General features: G+C 51.9%; 21 protein-coding genes. 14 read left to right on the forward strand and 7 right to left on the reverse strand.

Going from position 1 to position 20426, the window contains the following annotated elements; translation table 11 throughout:
• Positions 1-108: 108 nt before the first annotated feature.
• On the reverse strand, positions 109-747 hold the full coding sequence (locus M2298_RS07830; RefSeq protein ID WP_122964947.1) for a glycoside hydrolase family 73 protein: 639 nt from the start codon (positions 745-747) through the stop codon (positions 109-111).
• 166 nt (positions 748-913) lie between these two features.
• On the reverse strand, positions 914-1342 hold the full coding sequence (locus M2298_RS07835; protein WP_122964948.1) for a DUF1885 family protein: 429 nt from the start codon (positions 1340-1342) through the stop codon (positions 914-916).
• A 178-nt stretch (positions 1343-1520) separates the two neighbouring features.
• Between M2298_RS07835 and M2298_RS07840 the strand changes: the two genes are divergently transcribed.
• The 5 genes from M2298_RS07840 to M2298_RS07860 all read left to right on the forward strand — a co-directional run bounded on the left by M2298_RS07840 (position 1521) and on the right by M2298_RS07860 (position 5896).
• Positions 1521-2045, forward strand: coding sequence for a MarR family winged helix-turn-helix transcriptional regulator (locus M2298_RS07840; protein WP_122964949.1), 525 nt, complete (start codon positions 1521-1523; stop codon positions 2043-2045).
• A 105-nt stretch (positions 2046-2150) separates the two neighbouring features.
• Positions 2151-2450 (forward strand): DUF3055 domain-containing protein, encoded by a 300-nt coding sequence (locus tag M2298_RS07845; RefSeq protein ID WP_063229717.1) that lies wholly within the window; start codon positions 2151-2153, stop codon positions 2448-2450.
• 137 nt (positions 2451-2587) lie between these two features.
• Complete coding sequence (locus M2298_RS07850) at positions 2588-3397, forward strand: alpha/beta hydrolase (protein WP_173597015.1); 810 nt, start codon at positions 2588-2590, stop codon at positions 3395-3397.
• A gap of 128 nt (positions 3398-3525) precedes the next feature.
• Positions 3526-3651 (forward strand): GapA-binding peptide SR1P, encoded by a 126-nt coding sequence (locus tag M2298_RS07855; protein WP_083955739.1) that lies wholly within the window; start codon positions 3526-3528, stop codon positions 3649-3651.
• A gap of 109 nt (positions 3652-3760) precedes the next feature.
• Positions 3761-5896 carry a TolB-like translocation protein gene (locus M2298_RS07860; protein WP_173597016.1) on the forward strand — a complete coding sequence of 712 codons (2136 nt, stop codon included), beginning with the start codon at positions 3761-3763 and terminating at the stop codon, positions 5894-5896.
• Between the two features lie 174 nt (positions 5897-6070).
• Here M2298_RS07860 and M2298_RS07865 read toward each other — a convergent pair whose 3' ends face one another.
• Positions 6071-8125 carry a dihydroorotate dehydrogenase gene (locus M2298_RS07865; protein ID WP_280648417.1) on the reverse strand — a complete coding sequence of 685 codons (2055 nt, stop codon included), beginning with the start codon at positions 8123-8125 and terminating at the stop codon, positions 6071-6073.
• A 129-nt stretch (positions 8126-8254) separates the two neighbouring features.
• Positions 8255-9727: an aminotransferase class I/II-fold pyridoxal phosphate-dependent enzyme gene (locus M2298_RS07870; protein ID WP_122964952.1), complete on the reverse strand. Its 1473-nt coding sequence runs from the start codon at positions 9725-9727 to the stop codon at positions 8255-8257.
• A gap of 164 nt (positions 9728-9891) precedes the next feature.
• Here M2298_RS07870 and M2298_RS07875 point away from each other — a divergent pair, with 164 nt between their 5' ends.
• On the forward strand, positions 9892-10857 hold the full coding sequence (locus M2298_RS07875) for an NAD(P)H-dependent flavin oxidoreductase (RefSeq protein ID WP_173597019.1): 966 nt from the start codon (positions 9892-9894) through the stop codon (positions 10855-10857).
• A 150-nt stretch (positions 10858-11007) separates the two neighbouring features.
• Here M2298_RS07875 and M2298_RS07880 read toward each other — a convergent pair whose 3' ends face one another.
• Positions 11008-11634, reverse strand: a complete 627-nt coding sequence (locus M2298_RS07880; protein ID WP_063229713.1) for a YktB family protein — start codon at positions 11632-11634, stop codon at positions 11008-11010.
• Positions 11635-11859: 225 nt separating this feature from the next.
• Here M2298_RS07880 and M2298_RS07885 point away from each other — a divergent pair, with 225 nt between their 5' ends.
• The 4 genes from M2298_RS07885 to speD all read left to right on the forward strand — a co-directional run bounded on the left by M2298_RS07885 (position 11860) and on the right by speD (position 14775).
• Complete coding sequence (locus M2298_RS07885) at positions 11860-12459, forward strand: hypothetical protein (protein ID WP_122964953.1); 600 nt, start codon at positions 11860-11862, stop codon at positions 12457-12459.
• A gap of 223 nt (positions 12460-12682) precedes the next feature.
• Positions 12683-13189 (forward strand): DUF4446 family protein, encoded by a 507-nt coding sequence (locus M2298_RS07890; RefSeq protein ID WP_122965469.1) that lies wholly within the window; start codon positions 12683-12685, stop codon positions 13187-13189.
• A gap of 347 nt (positions 13190-13536) precedes the next feature.
• Positions 13537-14133 (forward strand): hypothetical protein, encoded by a 597-nt coding sequence (locus M2298_RS07895; RefSeq protein ID WP_063229710.1) that lies wholly within the window; start codon positions 13537-13539, stop codon positions 14131-14133.
• Between the two features lie 237 nt (positions 14134-14370).
• Positions 14371-14775 carry an adenosylmethionine decarboxylase gene (gene speD, locus M2298_RS07900; protein WP_063229709.1) on the forward strand — a complete coding sequence of 135 codons (405 nt, stop codon included), beginning with the start codon at positions 14371-14373 and terminating at the stop codon, positions 14773-14775.
• 69 nt (positions 14776-14844) lie between these two features.
• Here the strand turns inward: speD and M2298_RS07905 are convergent, their stop codons facing one another.
• On the reverse strand, positions 14845-15453 hold the full coding sequence (locus tag M2298_RS07905) for a YhcN/YlaJ family sporulation lipoprotein (protein WP_122964954.1): 609 nt from the start codon (positions 15451-15453) through the stop codon (positions 14845-14847).
• A 136-nt stretch (positions 15454-15589) separates the two neighbouring features.
• Between M2298_RS07905 and typA the strand changes: the two genes are divergently transcribed.
• A complete protein-coding gene (gene typA / locus M2298_RS07910; protein WP_173597020.1) occupies positions 15590-17431 on the forward strand; it encodes a translational GTPase TypA in 1842 nt (613 codons plus the stop codon).
• Between the two features lie 66 nt (positions 17432-17497).
• Here typA and M2298_RS07915 read toward each other — a convergent pair whose 3' ends face one another.
• Positions 17498-17971 (reverse strand): glutathione peroxidase, encoded by a 474-nt coding sequence (locus M2298_RS07915; protein WP_274874079.1) that lies wholly within the window; start codon positions 17969-17971, stop codon positions 17498-17500.
• A gap of 236 nt (positions 17972-18207) precedes the next feature.
• On the opposite strand from M2298_RS07915, the gene M2298_RS07920 reads away from it, so the two are divergent.
• From M2298_RS07920 to M2298_RS07930, 3 genes are all read left to right on the forward strand, one after another.
• Positions 18208-18534, forward strand: a complete 327-nt coding sequence (locus tag M2298_RS07920; RefSeq protein WP_122964958.1) for a YlaH-like family protein — start codon at positions 18208-18210, stop codon at positions 18532-18534.
• Positions 18535-18543: 9 nt separating this feature from the next.
• Positions 18544-18816: a hypothetical protein gene (locus M2298_RS07925; protein ID WP_280648418.1), complete on the forward strand. Its 273-nt coding sequence runs from the start codon at positions 18544-18546 to the stop codon at positions 18814-18816.
• A gap of 229 nt (positions 18817-19045) precedes the next feature.
• Positions 19046-20422: a hypothetical protein gene (locus tag M2298_RS07930; RefSeq protein ID WP_280648419.1), complete on the forward strand. Its 1377-nt coding sequence runs from the start codon at positions 19046-19048 to the stop codon at positions 20420-20422.
• Positions 20423-20426: the final 4 nt, after the last annotated feature.

The following is a 20426-nucleotide window of genomic DNA, read 5'->3' on the forward strand; positions in this document are numbered from 1 at the left end:
CAAGGAAGCCGCATAGGAAGTAGTACCCGTTTTCTTATAAGGAAAAAGCCCCGCTGGCCCACGTTTTCGTGTGGCTGGAACGGGGCTTTTATTTTTGCGGCGGATGGCTTATGGCACTTGGCGCTGTTTGTCCAGCAGACGAAGCGCGATAGCGAAGACCGCCCAGGCAGGCAGCGGCTCATCCAGCTTGCCGAGCCATTCCGGCGACGTAATCAAACCTTCGCGCAATGCCCGTTTGCCGAGATCGAGCTTCCAGGGGGGATAAGGGGATGGCTCTTCAGGCGTAAATTGATCGTAGGCGCTCAAATTGTAATTTTGAATCAAACGAATCAGCTTGTCGGCGTACTGCGGATCAGTGGCATACCCGGCTTTTGACAGCGCCTGGGCAGCTTCCTGCGGCGTCTGGGCCATCAGCACTTTTTTGTATGCGGGCTTGAGCAGAAACTGGGCGTGATCGTCGATGGATTGTTGATAGTTGTAGTAAGCTTTGAACTCGGATGGGTGGGACACGGTTTCCCCGTTTACGACTTCCTTGCTGACGGTGGTGACCGATCCGGCGGGGCCTGTGCCTTTGATGCCAAACAAATTGTAGGAGGAGCGGCCTGTCGTCGAATCAACAGGCACTTTTTGCCCCCAGCCTGATTCCAAAATGGCTTGCGCAATCGTGATGGAAGGGAAAATGTGATAATTCAAGTAAGACTGCCTGGCGGAGCCTGCCACCAGCTCGATGAATGCTTGCGGCTCCATACGCTTTTCACCTCTTTCGTCGTCGCTGACCTCTGGCGGTGGGTACTGGCAAATTCGGCTATCTGTACCCATGTTATGCCGGGCGCAGCGAAAAAAGCTCCGCGAGGAAAGCAGCGCACGCATGCAGACGTAAAAAAACAGCAGGTCAGAGCCTGCTGCTTCATGGTTACGGTTTGCGAGGTTGAAAATATTGGACGCGTTTGTTGAACAAATGCAGCTCCGCCTTGTAGTCGCGGGCCAAGTAACGACAGTATTCGTTGGCTTTGTTCATGTCTCCGTTCGTGGCAGCTTCCGGGAGCGAAATCTGGATGTAATGCTTCTCGGTGCCATCTTCGTTGGCGCTGCCAACTCCGACCACGATCGATTTGTACATGCTCGGGTCTTTTCCCTTGAGGAGGAACCACGATTCCTTGCCTTCCGGACGTTCTTCTATGGTGTATGGAAACGCTGCCTCTTGATAGGACCAGCCGAGTTGCTGCCCTGTTTTAGCGGTCATGTCCATATATCGCGTAAACTTGGCTTTCACGTCTTCAATAGTTGCAGATTGGGCGGTAGAGCCATTCACAAAATAGATGTAGGCCGATTGAAGTTTCACGATTGCACCCTCCTAGTACCGGGAATATCTGCGTTTAGTGTAGCATTGCTTCCACTCTTTGGCAATGAGACAGTTGCGAAACGAAAACAATTGCGCGTCTTTTCTGAAAAGTGTAAAATATAAATACTATTTATATAGTCGATAAGTGAACGATAAAGGATCATGGAGGAGTAAGCCCATGCAGGAGGCCTCGATTAGACACGTATTTGAAGCATTGAACACGATGCGCGCCATTGATGTGGTAAACAAGGAAGACTGGGAGCGGGCGGCGAAGGAAGCCGAATTGGATTCCTCCGTGCAGTTAAACATTCTCTGGATCATTTACTGTTATGAAGGAGTGCGTGTCACCCAAATTGCCGATTGGACTTTCTGGCACCCGTCTTCGATCGTCATTCACATCAAAAAGTTGATGGAGAAAGGGATGGTGACGATTGAAAAGTCTGAGCTGGACGGACGGGTCGTCCATGTGTACCCAACCCAGCGAGGCAAAGAAGTTTTGGAAGAAAGCAGAAGAAATGTCCCATCAATTTTCAGATTGACGTATGCCCTGGAGAAAATGGAGGAACGATACAGTACAGCAGTAGTCGAATTGTTCTTCGAATGCCTCTCCTTTGTCGCCCAATCGCTGCACGGAGCGGAGAAGGTGAGATGGATTCAGGAGGGCGAAGATCGCGTGATGAATCCTACTCATCTGATTAGTTAAGGAGCAGAGGGTGGCAAAAAAGCCGATTTTCGTGTATACTGTTAAATACTCCGAATATTTTTGAAATATTTCCGGAGTGAAAACCAAGATGAGGAGGGATTGCTGATGGAGCACTACGAACACTTATACGACGTTTCTGAGAACGCGAATGTCCGTTTTCTCGGATTTGTTTCTGAGGGAACCAGACACGACTTTGGGATTGTATTTACACACAAGTTTTATGGAAAGCCGTTGGTGGTCTGTATGCAAACGGGGCAATCAACCCTTCTCTGTTCAGAGGATGCGGTAAAGCCGGGATATTTGCAAAAAGTTTTCCGACTGGACTCGGAAAGCGAAGCCCAGGCGCTCGCTGAATTTTTCCAACAGTACCTACCGACCATTTCATTTGAAGAGAATCAGTACTAGCAGGCGGGCAGAAGTTTATCTTCTGCCCGTCTTTTTTGCTAGAGCGCCGTGGCTGTCTCGAAAGCAAGCGGAGTACCCTGTTTACGAAGGCGGGCGACCCGGCTTACAATCGGGATAAGGAACAGGAGGCCAGATCGATGAACGTACATAAATGGGCGGCCAGCGAGCCGAGAGGAGCAATCGTGCTGGTGCATGGAACAGGAGAACACCACGGGCGGTATGAGCATGTCGCCGCTTTTTTGAATCAGCAAGGCTGGGATGTGTATGCAGGAGATTTGCCAGGCTGGGGGCGCTCTCCGGGAATCAGGGGGCATATCGACTCGTTTGACGATTATTTGCAAAGGGTGCGGGAGTGGACGGCGTTTGCCCTGCAAGACAGCGCCGGAAAGCGTCCCGTCTTTTTGCTCGGGCACAGCTTGGGCGGATTAATTGCGACTCGCTTCGTGCAGGAAGAGAAGCTCGCTCGTGAGCTGACGGGACTGATCCTGACTTCTCCGTGCCTTGCGCTGAAGCTGGCGGTTCCGGCGTGGAAGGCGCGGGTGGCGAGTCTGCTCGACCGCGTTTGGCCGACGCTTGCCATCGCCAACGGGATCACCCCTGACATGGTTTCGCGGGATGTGGCGGTTCAGGCTGCTTACAAAAGCGATCCACTCAACTATCCAAAGGTCAGTGTACGGTGGTTTCAGGAATTGCACAAAGCGATGAACATGGCTTTTGCGCAAAGCGGACAGCTTGCGGTGCCTGTGCTGGTGCTCCAGGCAGGTGACGACTCTCTCGTCGATGCCGATGCTGTCGAGCGCTTCGCCGAAGGCATACAGGGAAACAAAACGTTTCGGCGTTTGCCAGGCTTGCGCCACGAGGTGCTGAACGAGCCGGAGCGCGAGGATGTACTCCGGCAAATCGGCAACTGGCTGGATGAAATCGCCAAAACGAATATGACATACTAATTAAATTCAATTTGTGTGCAATTACCGTATTGACTCCTAATGGTGTGGCATATTAAGATGAGAGTACGTTGAATTGAAGGATATGTGTTATCACATTTCATGAGGAATCCAATGCGGAGGGGACACAGATGGGAACTATCGTATGTCAGACTTGCGGGACCATCATCGAGCATTTTGAGAGCAACTCAGTGAAAACGCTTTATGCGGCTTGCAACTGCGAGTGCCGACCTGATCAGAGACAGGAAAAAGAATAGGATAAAACGCGCAGGCCACTCAGTTCGGGGCCTGTTTTTTTTGACAACCTTTTCATATTGAAGGATAATGGGGAAGTGTGATAATCGTTGCAAAAGGAGGAATTGTTTCATGAAACGAAAGCCCATGCAAGGACTGATGGCCGCAGCGCTACTGGTCAGCTCCTTGTGGACCGGGACGCCAGCGTTCGCTAACAGTGTCGGAGAGGAAATCAAAATAGACGCTAGTCAACCTGAAATTTCTGAGGATGGTTTCGACATTTCCAAAGATTATGCCGTATGGAAAGTGGAAGGCGAGAAAACACTCACCCTGTACAACCTCAGCAAACAGACAGAATTGAAAATCGGTGATAAAAAGTCCGACAAAACAAGCCCGAGAGTGGACGGGAAATACGTCGTCTGGATCGACTCTCGCAACGGAGGCTCCGATGTATACCTGTACGATATCGCCAAAGACGAAGAGATCCGTTTGACAAAAGACGCTTCGGTAAGCGGTCTGGAAATCACAGGCAAGCAAGTCGCCTGGGCAGACAAGAGCGATGAAGGCACAGACATTTATTTGTACAACATCTCGACAGGTGATACGACACGCGTGTCCACAAGCGGGAAAGCCGAGTCTCCAACCGTGGGCGACAGCTATGTAGCTTGGGCAGACAAGAGAGAAGGCAACTACGACATCTACTACTACGACATCGAGCGCGGAGTAGAAAAAGCGGCAGTCTCCGGAAAAGGCGATCAGATCGAGCCAAGCATTTACAGCGACAAGATCGTGTACGAGAACAGTACGAGCCAACAAATTTACCAATATTCGATCAGCGGCGGTAAAAACAAACAGCTTACAGATAGTTCGGACAGCAAGGGATTCGTACATATTTTCAAAGACAGAGTCGTCTATTTGGAAGATGACGATTTGGTTTACCACCAATTAAACAAAACGTTTGGCAAAGAAATCGTCAGCAACATTTTTGACGAGGTCGGTCCTCGCCTTTACGAAGACTACGTGCTGTATGCCAAGAAGGACAACAACAAAAAACTGCGCTTGAGTCTGTACGACCTGGACGAACAAGAAGTCATTCCGCTCGGGACCACTTCCGGCAAGCCGATTCAGCCAGACGCTTCCGACCGTTATGTCGTGTACGTGGCAGAAGCCAAAAAGGGCAATGCTGTCATTTTGTATGATACAGAAAAAGGTACAAGCAAAACGATCAGCAGCGAGGACTCCGATCCGGAAAGAGCCGTTGTAAGTGGACGCTACGTCGTCTGGTATGACCAGAAGGAAGACGCGCTGGTTGCCTACGATATTCGCAAAGGGACAACCAAACAGATTACGGACGAAGATGAAGATCAGGAGCCGAGCGACAAGCTGTACGAAGTCGATGGCGACAACCTTTTCTGGGTGAACATCAATCGCCGGGCTGATCTGATGATTACCGATTTGGCGACAGAAAAAACAACAGAGATCGAGAGCTTGAAGAGTGAGCCGCTCTCCATCGATATTTACGGAAACTACGCTGCCTGGGTGGCAGAGACTGGCAAGAAAACGGCGAGCGTTTATTTGTACGAAATCGATGAACAAGACACGACAGAAATCCGCAAAAATGTTAACGTGCAATCGGCGCAAATCGGTGACGATTTTGTCGTTTGGAGCGAAACAAGCGACAAGTCTAAGACTGGCTGGGATTTGTACCGCTACAACATGGATCGCCAACGGACCGATTTGCTGATGCGTTTCAACGATCGCGATCAAAAAAATCCGCAAGCTTCCCGCAATATGGTGTTGTTTGAAGACAACCGCCTGACGAAGAAAGACAATGATTTCTACTATGAGCTGTATGATGCAGAAGACGGTTCGTTCAGCGACGTCGAATGGAACGAAAAAGCGGAAATGTCCAGTGCGCGAATCGGCGGCAACCGCGTTGTTTGGATCGATGAGCGCGATGGAGATCCGGTTGTGTACACGATGGCATTTGCGAAACCGCAAGATAGCGATGAGGAAGAGGAGCCAGGGGAAGAAAAGCCGGAGCCTGGTGAAGTAAAAGAGTTCAAGTATGTCGACTTGCTCAATAACAACACTTTGGGCAAACTGCTCAAAGAAGTCGGCTACAACAATTTTGTGTATGTGTTCTTTGCAGGAACGGACGAGGAAGTTACCATGACCATGCGCGAGGTCGTAAACGACAAGAGACGTTTTGACGATTACATGAAGCAAAGCGACGTGGACGAAGTCGTGGTGCGCGTCACCTACTAGAAGGAATGCGCAAGCAAAAAGCAGACAGTGGACATTTTCCAGCTGTCTGCTTTTTTGCGTGCAAACCGTTTTGCACTGCGCGAGCGCTTTTTGGCACAGATAAGAATTGATCAGATGCTTATCCAGTATAAGTGCAACCAAGACTGCGCCAAAGGCTTGGCGCAGCCAGGTTTTCTAAGCAGGGGGAGTTGCTGGAATTTGGCATAAATACGGCTTTGTCAGCAGTAATCCGGCCAGAAACAAAAGGACGGCCACATAAGCGGGGAACAAATGCCAGAAGTCGACGTAGCCGACGGCAAAGTGAATCCCGATGCCCGCAGCGAACCCCGGTATGCCAGCGAGGAACAGTGTCCACCACACCCATGCTTCCCCGCGGCGGAAGCCCCACAAGCTGATCAAGAGGACAGCGAGACCGTCCGATACAAGTGCACCGCCAAAACCTGCCCTGTCGTGAGCGATCAGCGGAATCAGCTTTTCGTTAAAGGCGTTCAGCATTTCTGCGGATACGCAAAGAAAGACCAAATCGGATGGAACGAAGACGCCAGTAATCCCGATCAGGGAAATGATCAGTCCAGCTCCCGTCAGGCTAAAGCCGATGATGACAAAAAGCAGCTGCCCCCACAAAGCCATTTTCCACGTCCGGTCGTTATGTACGTCTGGCGGAAGGGCAGGCATATGTCTGTTGGCTCGCGTACGCAGAGCAAGCAAGAACAGCGGGAGCAAAAGCAGCGCCAGAATCGCGTGCATGTAGTCAAAATAGCCGTAGCCAATAAACAGGAAAAAGCTGGAGAATCCGACCGTTCCGGAAGCGAGCAGCACGGCGCGCGTCCAATGAATGTCGTTGCGCAAGCCGTGATACGATAGCTGCGCATACATGATGCCGATCGAGATCATCGTTCCCGCCAGGCTGACCCGGTCGTGAGCCATAAACGAAAGCAGCTGCGGGCTGATCAAAGCAAGTTGTTCCGCGCTCATTTGCAAAAAACGTTCGTCGTACGGGAGGATGACACTGGCAACGGCAACCAGCCACGCCAGTGCGCCGCCGATGATCATCCCGATGCCCAAAAGCAGCCCGCAAAGCCAGGAAGGAAGCCACAAGGCGGATCGTTCCTGTGGCTTTTTCGTAGTCGTGGTCGTTTCAGACACTGCCGCTGCTTCCTTGTCCATGTCCGGGAGCGGGCAGTCCAGCGAAGCGCATGCGCCGAAACGGGATTGCAAAATCGCTTCGTTGATTCGCTTCGGCAGACCAGGACCGGAGTAGACCAAGCCGCTGTGCAACTGGACAAAGTCAGCGCCAGCGTCAAAAAAAGCAAGAGCGTCTGCCGGTTCTAGGATGCCGCCAGAGCCGATCAAAAGGCATTCAGGCCAGGCCGCTCTGGTGCGGGAAACAGCTTGGAGAGAAGCTGCGTGTGACGGCTCGCCTGTGACGTATGCAGCAGTATGCACGTTTTCCGCATCCCGCTCCCGCTGCTGTACGCCTACGCCTCTGACGCCCCCGCATACGATCACGCCGTTCAGCCCTGCTTGCCGGGCCAGGCGGAGCAGACGAAGCCACTGGTTTTCCTCCAGGTCAGGCGGGATCGCCAGCAGGACGGGCAGCTCGGTAGCTTGCCGCAAACAGGCCAGATGATGCTGCCACTCGGCGTCACTCCACGGGTTGTCTCCTTCCATGGCGCGGCAGTCCAACGAAAAAAAGGCGCAGTACGGCTGCAAGCGGGCCATCAGCTGTTCTCTCTCCGCTGTCGCTTCCTCTAATGTTGCCCCCGGACGAAACCCCAATCTGGCTCCGAGCGGGATCGCTGACGGCGTGGAAGTGGATTGGCGCAAACGGCTTTCTACGGCTTCGATTCCCGGATTTTCAAGCGGTGTCCTGTACGTAATGGCGGAAGCACCCACGTTCCGAGCTGTCTGCCCGGAATCGGCAAGCGGCGCAAGCGTAACTGGCCCCAGCTCGATGTAGCCAAAACCGAAGCGTGACAATGCTCTAAGCGCTGTTCCAGCCGGGTCTAGACCAGCTCCCAGGCCAACCGGAGCAGGGAAGGTCAGTGCGCCGACTGTTTTGGATAAAGTTGCAGGCGGATGCATATGGCCCATCAGCTCGATGATGGCCGAGCCGCCAGGCAGCTTTGCCAGCGTGCCGATGGCGGTGAGGGTCAGACTTCTGGCGTGTTCGGCTGGCAGCAGAAAAAGCAAGGGCCGAAACAACGTTTGATAGGACCAGTCTGGCAAAAGGATCAACACCTTCCTGATTTTTCCCATTTCTATCTTATCTCAAAAGGTTCAGGCGATACATGCCCAAAAAAGCAAAAAGCCGTTGTCTCCGCAGAGGCAACGGCTTGGGATGCAAGTTCGGCGAGCTTATCCCGAAATGGCGGTTTGGCGTTTGATGACTTTGATCGTTTTCAGCGATTCGTCTTCCGGGCCTTGTACAGGAAGTCCGACGCGAATGTTTTCCTGGATGTAGGCGATGTTTTCTTCGGTGATGACTTCTCCCGGCAAGAAAATCGGAATGCCTGGCGGGTAGACCATGATAAACTCGGTAGTTACGCGGCCTGCCGCTTCCACCAGCGGAATGGTTTCGGTTTCGGCATAGAACGCATCGCGTGGTGTCGTGGACAGCACCGGGATGTTCGGCAGAGAGATCGTTGGCTTTTCTTCTGCCTGCACGTGGGAAAACTCCACTGACAACTCACGCAGAGCGTTGACCAGCGATTGAACGGAGTCTTCCGTATCCCCGGCGGTAACAAAACAGAGCACGTTGTACAAGTCGCTCATTTCCACTTCGATGTTGTACTTGTCGCGCAGCCAGTTTTCCACTTCCCAGCCCGTAATGCCAAGATCGCGGACGTGAATCAACAGCTTGGTCGGGTCCATGGCGTAGGTGGCAGGCTTCCCGAGAATTTCTTTGCCGACACAGTAGATGCGCGGAATCTCATTGATCATGTCGCGCGCTTTGTTCGCCAGCTGCATGGCCTGGTCAGCCAGCATTTTGCCGTTGAGCGCCAAGTGCTGACGGGCCATATCGAGCGAGGCCAGAAAAATGTACGAGGTAGACGTCGTCGTGAGCATGCTTAGCACTGTCTTGACGCGGTCGACATCGACCAATCCTTCGCGGACGTTGAGAATGGACGTTTGCGTAAGCGATCCGCCCAGCTTGTGAACGCTCGTTGCCGCCATGTCAGCCCCGGCTTGCATCGCTGAAATCGGCAACTCAGAGTGGAAGTGGATATGCACGCCGTGTGCTTCATCCACCAACACCGGAATTTCGTAGTTGTGGGCCGTGCGCACGATTTCGCGCAAGTCTCCGGCAATCCCGAAATAAGTAGGGTTGATGACCAGCAGGGCAGCCGCGTCAGGGTGGGCTTCCAGCGCTTTTTGCACGGCTTTCACTGTAATCCCGTGGGAAATCCCCAAACGCTCGTCCATCGCTGGATGAATGAAAATCGGTACCGCTCCGGCAAAAATAATCGCCGACATGACGGATTTATGCACGTTTCTCGGCACAATAATTTTGTCTCCAGGGCTGCACGTCGCCATAATCATCGCCATAATCGCGCCGCTCGTCCCTTGAACAGAGAAAAATGTATGGTCAGCGCCGAACGCTTCGGCAGCCAGTTCTTGCGCTTCTTTAATCATTGCTTTCGGATGGTGCAAGTCATCCAGCGGGGCAATGTTGATGAGGTCTATCGAGAGAGCGTTCTCCCCGATGAACTCGCGAAATGCCGGATGCATGCCCATACCTTTCTTATGGCCCGGAATGTGAAATTGAATCGGGTTCCGGTTGGCGTGCTCCAACAACCCGCTGAACAAAGGAGTTTTCATTTGTCTCACTACGATCGCCTCGCTTTACGAATCAAGAATAAAGGGGATAAAACAAACAAATTGAGTATAGCAAAATAGGGGGGGAAAGCAAGCGAATTTTTATTCATATTCGCGTGTGGCAGCAGGAGTTTCCTCTGGTAGCCGAGAAGCATAACAAAAATGGGGGGATGGGGATGAAAACAAGAGTAACGGAACTGCTGAAAATCGACCATCCGGTAGTTCAGGGCGGATTGGCCTATCTAGCATACGCAGAATTGGCAGCAGCTGTGTCAAATGCGGGAGGATTGGGACAGGTCACCGCGATGTCGCTGCCCTCGGCAGAAGCGCTGCGCGAAGAAATTCGCAAGGTGCGGCAGTTGACGGACAAACCTTTTGGCGTCAACTTCGCGATTGGCCAATACAACCGCCCTTATGAGGAGGCGCTGGAGGTTGCCATCGAGGAGGGCGTAGCAGCCATCTCCGTGACGGGAGGCAATCCCGAACCTCTTTTGCGCAGGCTGGACGGTCATCCGATCAAAAAGCTCGTGCTGGTCGCTTCCGTGCGGCAAGCGCAAAAAGCGGAAGCGATCGGGGCAGACGCGGTCATGGCGGTCGGACAGGAAGGCGGCGGCCACCTTGGACGCGATGATATCGGTACGTTCGTGCTGATTCCGCGCGTCGTGGACTCTGTAAACATTCCGGTGCTGGCAAGCGGCGGAATCGGTGACGGTCGCGGGCTTCTCGCCGCGCTCGCTCTCGGTGCCGAAGGGGTGGAGATGGGAACACGCTTCATCGCCACACAGGAATGCGTGCATGCCCATGAGGCGTACAAGCAGGCTCTATTGAACGGAACCGAGCAAGATACCGCCGTCATCAAAAGGACGCTGGGAGCCCCGGCGAGGGTCGTGCGCACGCCAGGATCGGACCGCATTTTGCAAATGGAAAAAGCAGGAGCCGGCTATGAAGAGCTGAAAAGCTTCATCAGCGGCGAAAATAACCGCACCTTTATTTACGAAGGCGACTGTGACAACGGCTTTGGCTGGGCTGGTCAAGTCATCGGCCTGATCGACGACATCCCGACCGTGCAGCAGCTGTTCGAGCGGATGCTGCAAGAGGTGGAAGGCGGACTTGGGCGATTGAACAGTCTTCAGGGCAGATAGGCAGGTAAGCGAGCCTATTTTAGAATGCCCGTTATTGTGCCGTCAGGGTGTGCCAAAAACAAAAGAACAGGCAAGCGCTTTTCAAAAGAAAGCGGACCTGTTCTTTTGCATATACCTTAACCAAATGCCAGGGAGGCGATAGATGAAAGGTTAACGACCGATTGTATACAGCTTGCCGAGGACGGTAAACGTGTTTTCGAGGCGTTCCAGCAAGGCTTCCGGATCGGCGAGCACGGGATCATGGCGATCAATCGTAATGCCGCAGAGCAGCTCCGCCTTTTTTACTTGAGCCAGCCTGTCCACCAGCTTTTTCACGCCGTCTCTGCCCAGCTCTGCCTGAGAATGGCTCGTTGGCTCCGTGTGGTCAGGCGACCAGTGGAACGTATCCGGCACGAGCGTCATGACCTCGTCGAGTTTGGACTGGAGCGACTGGCTGATCTCGGTTTTCGCCGGCGCTTCGTAAATCACGGCATACCAGACAAACAGGTGAGTCTGCCACAGCCCGATTTGAAAGTGGGGATGCTTTTTGTACCCGCGTTTGTCATTGGCCCAGGCAACCCACGTATCTTTTGGCGGGTTGACGGTACGGCGAGCGTGCTTGGCTACATGAAAAAACATCTCGTCCCCGGTTTTAAGCGACAAGACAGGCGCGAAATGATGGCCAAGCGCTTCAAGCTTGGGACGAACAATCGTTTTGATGGCGTCCATTCGCTGGTCGAGTCCATCAATGGCAAAAACGTCAAAGTCTTCCTGGTGAAATCCGGAAAAAGCAGTCATGAAACAAACACCTCAATTTATCCATGATCGATCGCCATGCAAAAGAAAAGGGCGAACGTCCTTGTCAAGGGAGCTTGGAAACCTCCATATGATATCATACCACGCAGGAAAAAAATACTTGCCGGGATATGAATAGCAAAACCGAAGCGTGAATAATATGATATACCACTCACTCCCTTACAGCGAAAGTGAAATCTGAGTATTCTGTCAACGGGAGGGGCCTGGATGAATCTCGGCATGGAGTTGGAGTATTACAATCTCGCGGTTTGGTTTGATCGCAAAACATTGCACGCGATGGTGCAGGCCCTGGTGGAAGCGGGGGTGAGCGTCACGTGGAAGGAATCTCCCGAGCAGTTTCACCTCCTCGTGAATACCACAGACGGCCTTTCCGACTGGAAAATGCAGCGATTAAACGGGTCTTACAAGCTGCAAGTGGCAGGTGTTCCGGTGCATGACTCCCGCGTGGCGCTGGTGCTATACCGCTTCGTGGAGCAGGCCAAGGGGCACGCCATCATCAAGGTCACGTTTGAAGACTGCATCTTGGTGAAGCACGTCCAGTACGGCGAAGTCGTCAGAATAGTGGAAATTAAAGGAGCTGAGAAAACAATGATCTACGAAAAATTTTGCAACGTGACGATGGACCAGGTGATTGCTGCTTTGAAACGACGCGACTCAGAAGAACGGATTCCTGTCTTGCGCCTGGAGCTTGATTACGAATTGGCGACGTTGTTTGATGCGATACAGGCAGAAGATCAGACGCAAATTGGCAAATCCATGGAAATACTAAAACAGCTTCGTCGGGAAATGCTGCTGCTGGAAGCGTAGGTAGACTGGAGGATAACCATAGGACGATGAGTTTGACACATAGGCGTGCGAATTAAAAAAAGCGACATCTCACAATGGAGAGTGTCGCTTTTTTTGGTTGCGCAAATTTTAGTAATTCTTGTTTTGCCCAAGACTTTGTTTGAACGCCAGGCAATGCGGAGGTACAATAGAGGAGGTTTTGACTGCTTATACGCACGCACGTATCAGAAAGGAAGAAAATGTTTTGGAACCATTCCTATCCCAGACTTCCAATGTAGCGATTTTGCTCTTGGCGGTCATCGCGCTGACCCTGATTTTGCTGCTCGTCATCATCCTGCAATCCGTTCGCATCAACCGGATGCGCAAATCGATCAACAGGCTGATGACAGGTACCGGAGGAGCCAACCTGGAGGAAGGACTGCACAGATTGCTTGATCAGGTGGATGAAGTGAAAAAGCTGCAAAGTGATCAGCAGTTTACGATCAATCGCCTGTCGCAGCGCATTGCAGCCCAATGTGGCAAAGTAGCGATTATTCGCTACAACGCTTTTGGAGATGTCGGAAGCGATCTCAGCTTTTCCATGGCGATTTTGGACGATGCCCAAAACGGCGTGGTGATCACCAGTATTTTCGGCCGGGAAGAATCGCGCGTGTATGCCAAGCCGATTGAAGCGGGCGCATCCACTTACCATTTGTCCGAAGAAGAACAGGCCGCAATCAAAAAGGCGATGACTGCCAATCCTGGATTGTAACTCCTAGCGAATTCTTTTGAAACCGCAAGCATATGAATGATTCAGGGAGATCCTTTCGTCTCCCTGCGCTATATTGCAGATATTCGTTATTTTTGCGCAAATTCATCTGCTTTTTCATCAAGACTTTTGAGGGCGCCTGTTGTATAATAAAGGTGTCAAGGATGGCTTTTTTTCGGAAAAACAAAAAGTAGGTGATCCGCCTTCATTACCCAAATCGATTTTCGATTCGCGGGGCAAGGCCAGGTTCTACAGCGTTCCTTCGTTGACACTTAGCGTATCTCCTCTACATTTGGACACAGTTTGGTCGTAATCGGCCCACGGAAACCAAAAGAATTGAGGAGATATTTATGGCACAGCGTTTAGCAACCAACTACGCCAAGGCCTATTTTACGGTGAATGAAGAGGAGCTGAACCAATTCGTCTCGCTCTTCACCAATGAACACATTTCAGTCGATGTCAAAGTATGCGACAACGGCGACCGCGACGTGATTCTGACTGACCATAACGGCGAAATTCAACTGAGTTTTTGCCGTGCGGGCAACCGCTATTCCTGCGACAGCTCCTATCTCATTCGGGACAGACAGCTGGCAAACGCGATGCGAAAAGCGATGAAAACGTTTCGGGGCTACGGAATCGTCCACAGAATTTACGAAGGCTTCACCATGGTCTACCATTACGACCAAGGTTCTGTTGTAAGCATTCAGGAATTGTCTGGGGATGAGGAGACGTCCATCTTTGAAAATACCTCTCTGAACGCGGCGAGCGAGCTGGAGTCGTTGTTCCAGCAAGAAGGCAGCGAAAGAGAGATCGAGTCCTTGCGTCAGGAGACGGACCGCTGGCTGGATTTGCGAAATTGGGCAAAGGGAGCTGCGCCTGAGAAGCTTCCAGCAATCGATGCACGCTTAGTGTCATTGTCGCAGCGGCTGTTTGAATTAGAAGTGTAGGAACGTTCGACGAAAACGGGTGCCAGATGGTGCCCGTTTTTTTCTTGGACTTTTTCTTGAAAAGGGTATTGTCAAAGTAGGCAAATACATGGTATTGTTGTTTTCGTTGGAAACAGGATTAGGAACCAGGATTCACTTCAAAGGGTGGATAACAAGAGGGAAACCGCCCCCGTTAGTGAATGACGCAGGTCCTAGCGATGTTTAACATTACACTCGTTAGGAAGGGGGAACCGAAAGATGGAATACTCGACTTTCGGAAGACACGTTGCTGTTGACACATGGGGAGTTCAGTTTGACTTGTTGAACGACGCAGAATTTTTGAAAAAGGAAATGATTGAAGCTGCTGAGGCATGCGGAGCTACGGTGCTTAGCGTGCAAGCAAAGCAGTTTTCTCCTCAGGGTGCTACCGTACTGGTTCTTCTCTCGGAAAGCCACCTGTCCATTCATACTTATCCTGAGCGTGGTTTTGCTGCTCTGGATTGCTACACTTGTGGCGAGACAGTCGATCCGCAAGTTGCTATCGACTACTTGGTATCCGTGCTGAAGCCGGAGAAAACCTACGCGAAGAAACTCGTTCGCGGAATTGGTGAACTGCAAGTGATTGAGCCAGAAATCAAAGTGGCTGAAGTTGTGAGCAAGTAACAAACGGAAGAGTATTCAAGAGGTGCGGAACCACATTCCGCACCTCTTTTACGTGAGTGAGCGACATCATTACGGCTGTTTGACGGTCGCGCCCATATCGTGCAGGAGTCTGGTGAACTCCGTCGAGGTGTTCATCACTTTTTGTCCGGCCGTACCGCCTTCGTGCAAAAGATCGTTGGTGCGATTGGTGGCTTCCTGGTAAATTTGCGCATTGATCGCGCGTACCCGATCGAACACGGATGGCTCGGATGATACTTGCAGCTGCAAGGCAGGGGAAACAGCGCGGCAAGCCGAGTGCACCTGCTGTTCAATCACTTCTGCCTGAGGCTGGGCGAGGTTGTCCCGCACCTTGACGCCTATGACGGCGTCGTTGCCGCTGACGACCACTGTGGCCCGATCTACGCCGGGAACGTCGTCTGCCGCTTTCGTCAGCTGTTCAGCGAGGTTTTGATTGAAGCCGTTTGAGGTGTAGCCTTTCAGGTAGTTTTGCGCGTTGATTCCTTGTGTATAAGCGTTATGATCGTGCGCGATGCTGGATCGCGTCAGCGGTGTCTTCGAATACGAGCTGCTTTGCGTCTGCGCTCCTGTGTCGGGACCTGCTTTGGAAGTTGCGCACCCGACCAGCGCTGCTGCAATCAAACATAAGCCTGCTAAATAGCTCGGCCCTTTTTTCCTCATGGCAGACCACCTCCTGTCTATAGTATGGCGCTTGTGGCACATGCTAATCAGGAAGTGCTTTCCGTCAAAAAATGCCCATTGTGCCGGGTTTCACGACCTGTTAATATGGAAGGTATGCATAACAGAGGAGGTTCACATGAAGCGTCTTGACATACGCAACATCGCGATTATTGCCCACGTTGACCACGGGAAAACTACTTTGGTTGACAAGCTTTTGATTCAATCGGGCACATTCCGCAGCAATCAGCAGGTAGAGGAGAGAATGATGGACTCCAACGACCTGGAGCGGGAGCGCGGGATTACGATCCTGGCGAAAACGACATCCGTGAAATACAATGAGTTCACCATCAACATTTTGGATACCCCGGGCCACGCCGACTTCGGTGGCGAGGTAGAGCGGATCATGAGCATGGTGGACGGCGTTCTTTTGATTGTTGACGCATTTGAAGGCTGTATGCCACAAACGCGTTTCGTATTGAAAAAAGCGCTCGAAGCAAAAGTTACCCCAATCGTTGTCGTGAACAAGGTAGACCGCGACAATGCACGCCCTCAAGAAGTCATCAACGAAGTGTACGACCTGTTTATCGATCTGGACGCGACGGAAGATCAGCTGGAATTTCCGATCGTTTACGCTTCCGGTCTGCAAGGTATCGCAGGCATGGAGCCAGATAAGCTGGAAGGCGACCTTCGTCCACTCTTCGACACCATTGTTGAGCATATGCCTGCACCTGATGCCGACGAAGCGGCTCCACTCCAAATGCAAGTAACCATGCTGGATTACAACGACTTTTTGGGTCGTATCGGGATCGGCCGCATTTATCGCGGAACGATGAACGTAAATGAAATGGTATCTGTTACCACACGCGAAGGCGAAGTGAAAAAAGCGCGGATTCAAAAGCTGTTTGGCTTCTCCGGCTTGCAGCGCGTGGAACAAAAAACAGCAAGAGCGGGCGATATCGTAGCGATCGCAGGGATTGACGATATCAACGTCGGGGAAACGGTGTGCCATGCAGACCATCCAGACGCATTGCCATTGCTGAAAATTGACGAGCCAACGCTGCAAATGACTTTCCTGGTGAACAACAGCCCGTTTGCAGGTCGCGAAGGCAAGCACGTAACATCCCGCAAGCTGCGTGATCGCCTGATGGCGGAATTGGAGACAGATGTATCTCTTCGTGTCGAGGAAACAGATTCTCCAGATGCTTTCATCGTATCTGGGCGCGGCGAATTGCATCTGTCCATCCTGGTCGAAAACATGCGTCGCGAAGGCTTCGAGCTGGGCGTATCCAAGCCGGAAGTTATCGTGCGTATGGTCGATGGACAAAAAATGGAGCCGGCAGAGTTTCTCGTGATCGACGTACCAGAAGAGTACACCGGGCCAGTCATGGAGACGCTTGGCCAACGCAAGGCTGAGATGGTCAACATGATCAACAACGGCTTCGGTCAAGTTCGCCTGGAATTTATCATTCCATCCCGCGGTTTGATCGGCTACCGGACAGAGTTCTTGACGATTACTCGCGGCTACGGCATCCTCAACCACTCCTTCGACAGCTATCGTCCGCTGGTGCAAGGCGCGGTAGGTGGACGCCATGCCGGGGTGCTCATTTCCCATGAGACAGGCACAGCGACCACGTACGGACTGATGTCTGTAGAGGATCGCGGAATCATGTTCATCCAGCCTGGTACGGAAGTATACGAAGGCATGATCGTGGGCGAGCACAACCGCGACAATGACCTGACTGTGAACGTCTGCAAGGAAAAGCATGCGACAAACGTGCGTTCCGCAACGAAAGACGAGACGGTAAAAATGAAGACGCCACGTCTGCTGACGCTCGAAGAAGCTTTGGAATACTTGAATGACGACGAACTGTGCGAGGTAACTCCGCATTCCGTTCGCCTGCGCAAAAAGTATCTGAACAAATCGGATCGTGAGCGCTATGAAAAACAAAGACGCTGGGAAGCACAACCGCAAGCCTAAGCGTGAATAACAAGAAAGCCGCTTTGCCCTGACCGGGACGAAGCGGCTTTTTTGACTTTGGTTGATCTACAAAAGACTTTCGATGTCGACTGCAAGCTCTTCCGGTTGCACGCGGGCGCCGATGCGCTTGGCCACCTGTCCGTCCTTGTCGACGAGAAATTTTGCGAAGTTCCATTCGATATCTTCGCTTTCGCCTTCCGGTGCGTGTGCTTTCAGGTGCTGGTACAAAGGATGGGTGCCAGGGCCATTGACCTCAAGCTTGGCAAACAACGGGAAGGTCACGCCGTAGTGACTTTCGCAAAAGGAAGCGATCTCTGCTTCGCTGCCTGGTTCTTGACCCGCAAACTGGTTGCAAGGAAAGCCGAGCACGGCAAAGCCTTTGTCCTTGTATTTTGTGTACAGTTCCTGAAGTCCTTTGTACTGCGGAGTCAAACCGCACTGGCTGGCCGTGTTGACGATCAGAAGCACTTGTCCTTTGTAAGCGGCAAGCGTCGTCTCTTCTCCGGAAATCGTTTGGACGGCAATATCGTACAAGCTCATTGGATTCCCACCTTTTTGGCATACTTGACTTGTCCATCATAGCATGTTCGCCCAAAAATAGGCAGTAACTGGCGCGTGCCAAAGTGTGTGCCGATCTATTTTGACAAATGAAACGGTTACCTGATAAAGTAAAAAGGATACATAAAAATGTGGAAACAGAATAAGAGGATGCAAAAGAAACAGTCGATTCCCGCATGTGAAACGAGAAATCCTTTTGCGTTACAGGAGAGATCAGGATGGACTGGATACAGCTTGCTTCAACTTACGTACCCGCCAACCCGGATCAGCTCACGGCGTTTGACAGCTTCCGCCTGTGGGCAGACCATAACCGGGCTTGGATCTTGTTTGTGCAATTGATTATCGTGTACTACCTTGGATTTGCAACCCGCATTCGCATGCCGATTTTGAAAACATTGCTTTTGTACATTTTGCTGTTCGCAGGTGCGCTTATTTTTGCCATTCTTGATGTCCAGCTGCCGGTGAAGAGCGCGATGCTGGTTGCCATTGCGATTTTGGTCGTTGTGAAATTGCGCATCAAGCCGGAGCAAACAGAGCGAAAGTGAGGATTTCTCATGAAGCGTGAAGATGCCCTTTTTAACTGGCTGCAAATTCAGGTTGTGGCAGAAGCCCGCCCCGACGATCGGTCTGCGCTCGACACTGCCGCGTTTTTTGCCCAGCTGTTGCTGGAGGATCATGCCATCAGCGAGCTTTCGTACCGGGTGGAAAACGGCTGGTATCATTTGTCGGGCAAGCAGGAAGCGGGTACGGTAGATAACCGCTATCCCGCGGAAGCGGTGGAGAGCCTGCTGGCTGCGATTGAAAACGAGCCGAAATTCAACTGTTGATGAGCGAAACAAAAAGACTCCCGAAGCCTTGGGGACGAATCCGAGGCTTGCGGGAGTCTTTTTTTATTGAGGTGCGGGTGATTAGCCTCAAAACAAACTGGTTCTGCAAGCGGAAAATGGGCCATTAGGAGTGGTTTTCTTCCGGATGCAACTTTTGAAAAAAATGCGCCGTCTGTATGGTTGCCCTGGGCACAGAGGGAATGACTGGCAGAATAGAGGGGGAACAACAATGAAAAAAATCATGACCAGGCCCGTTTTGGCTGTCGTAACAGCGGCGGGACTCATCGGTTGCCTGACACCGCTTCTGGCGGACGCAAGCTCGACAGGAGCAGCCGAAACATCCAAGGTAGTCATGAATGAGCAAGGACAGAAAGCGACCCGATATCAGCTCAAGGAGCTTGTCCAAAGCGATCCGGCTACGCTGAACACGCTCCTGAAAACACAGGCAGACCATCTGTACATTATCGTCGATAAAATTAATTTGAACGTAAAGTTGCAATCGTATATGGAAACGAACAAGGCGGAATGGGAGCGGATTTATCGCGACTACTACAACGACATCTGGCTGGAAGTGCGCAGCCCGAAAGCGGATGAGCAACTGGTCAGCGTGAGCGCCCAGACGAAAAGCGACAAGGTGTACATCAAAGGTCTTGTGACACCGGACGTGACCAAGGTGGTCGTGACCAAGCCGAACGGTGATATCATCGAGACGGTGCCGACCAGCGAGCACTCGTTTACCGTCAGCTTCCCTGCCGTCGGTACGTCCGCCGAGCAGTATGTGACTGTTCAGGCTTTTGCGGGAAGCGTGCTTGCCGACACGGAGAAAGTAAAGCTCGTAGCGCAAACGGAAGAGGACAAAAACAGGCTGCTCCATATGTTCACGGTTTATGACGCGAAAAAAGCAGAGTGGCAAGTCAAAGGGATTGTCAAGCACGGGGCGGAGCGGGTTGTCGTCACGTATAACGGCGTGCGAAAAGAGGCCAGCCTGAAAAAGCTGCTCGATAACGTTGACAGCTTCAGTGTGACTTTCGAGAATCCGACGACGGATGCCAAGAGCAGCAAGGCTGTGATCGAAGTGTATGAGGCCGGGAAAAAGGTGGACGAGGACTCGATTGCGATTGAGCCGAAAAAGACACCGGACAACAATCCGGAAGTAGACTACAGCATTGCGGGCACAGCTGTGCACGACATAAAGAAAAAGCAGATCGAACTGAAAGGTACCGTCAAGGGCTGGGACAAAAAGCAAAAGGCGAAGCTTTTCGCGATTAAACCAGACGGCAAGAAAAAAGAGATCAAGCCCAATGACAAGGGCGAGTACACGCTGGAATTGACGTACAAAGATCGCTCGTACACGGCCAAAGCGATTCAGCTTGAACTGTATGTAAAAGACAAGCTGGTCAAGCAAGCAGACATCGTCCTGAGCACGAAGGTCATCGTCGCGCCGCCTGAGCATGATGAGGATGAGAAGAAGCACAAGCATCCGAATGGCAAAGCGTACGGCTTCTGGAAGAAACACGATGGCAAATGGGACGATGACGATCGGGACGACGATGACCGCGATCGTGACGAAGATGACGACGATCGTGACAAAAAGAAAGACAAGTAGCTGC

The organism is Brevibacillus sp. 1238, assembly GCF_029892995.1.
Taxonomy (GTDB): Bacteria; Bacillota; Bacilli; order Brevibacillales; family Brevibacillaceae; genus Brevibacillus; species Brevibacillus parabrevis.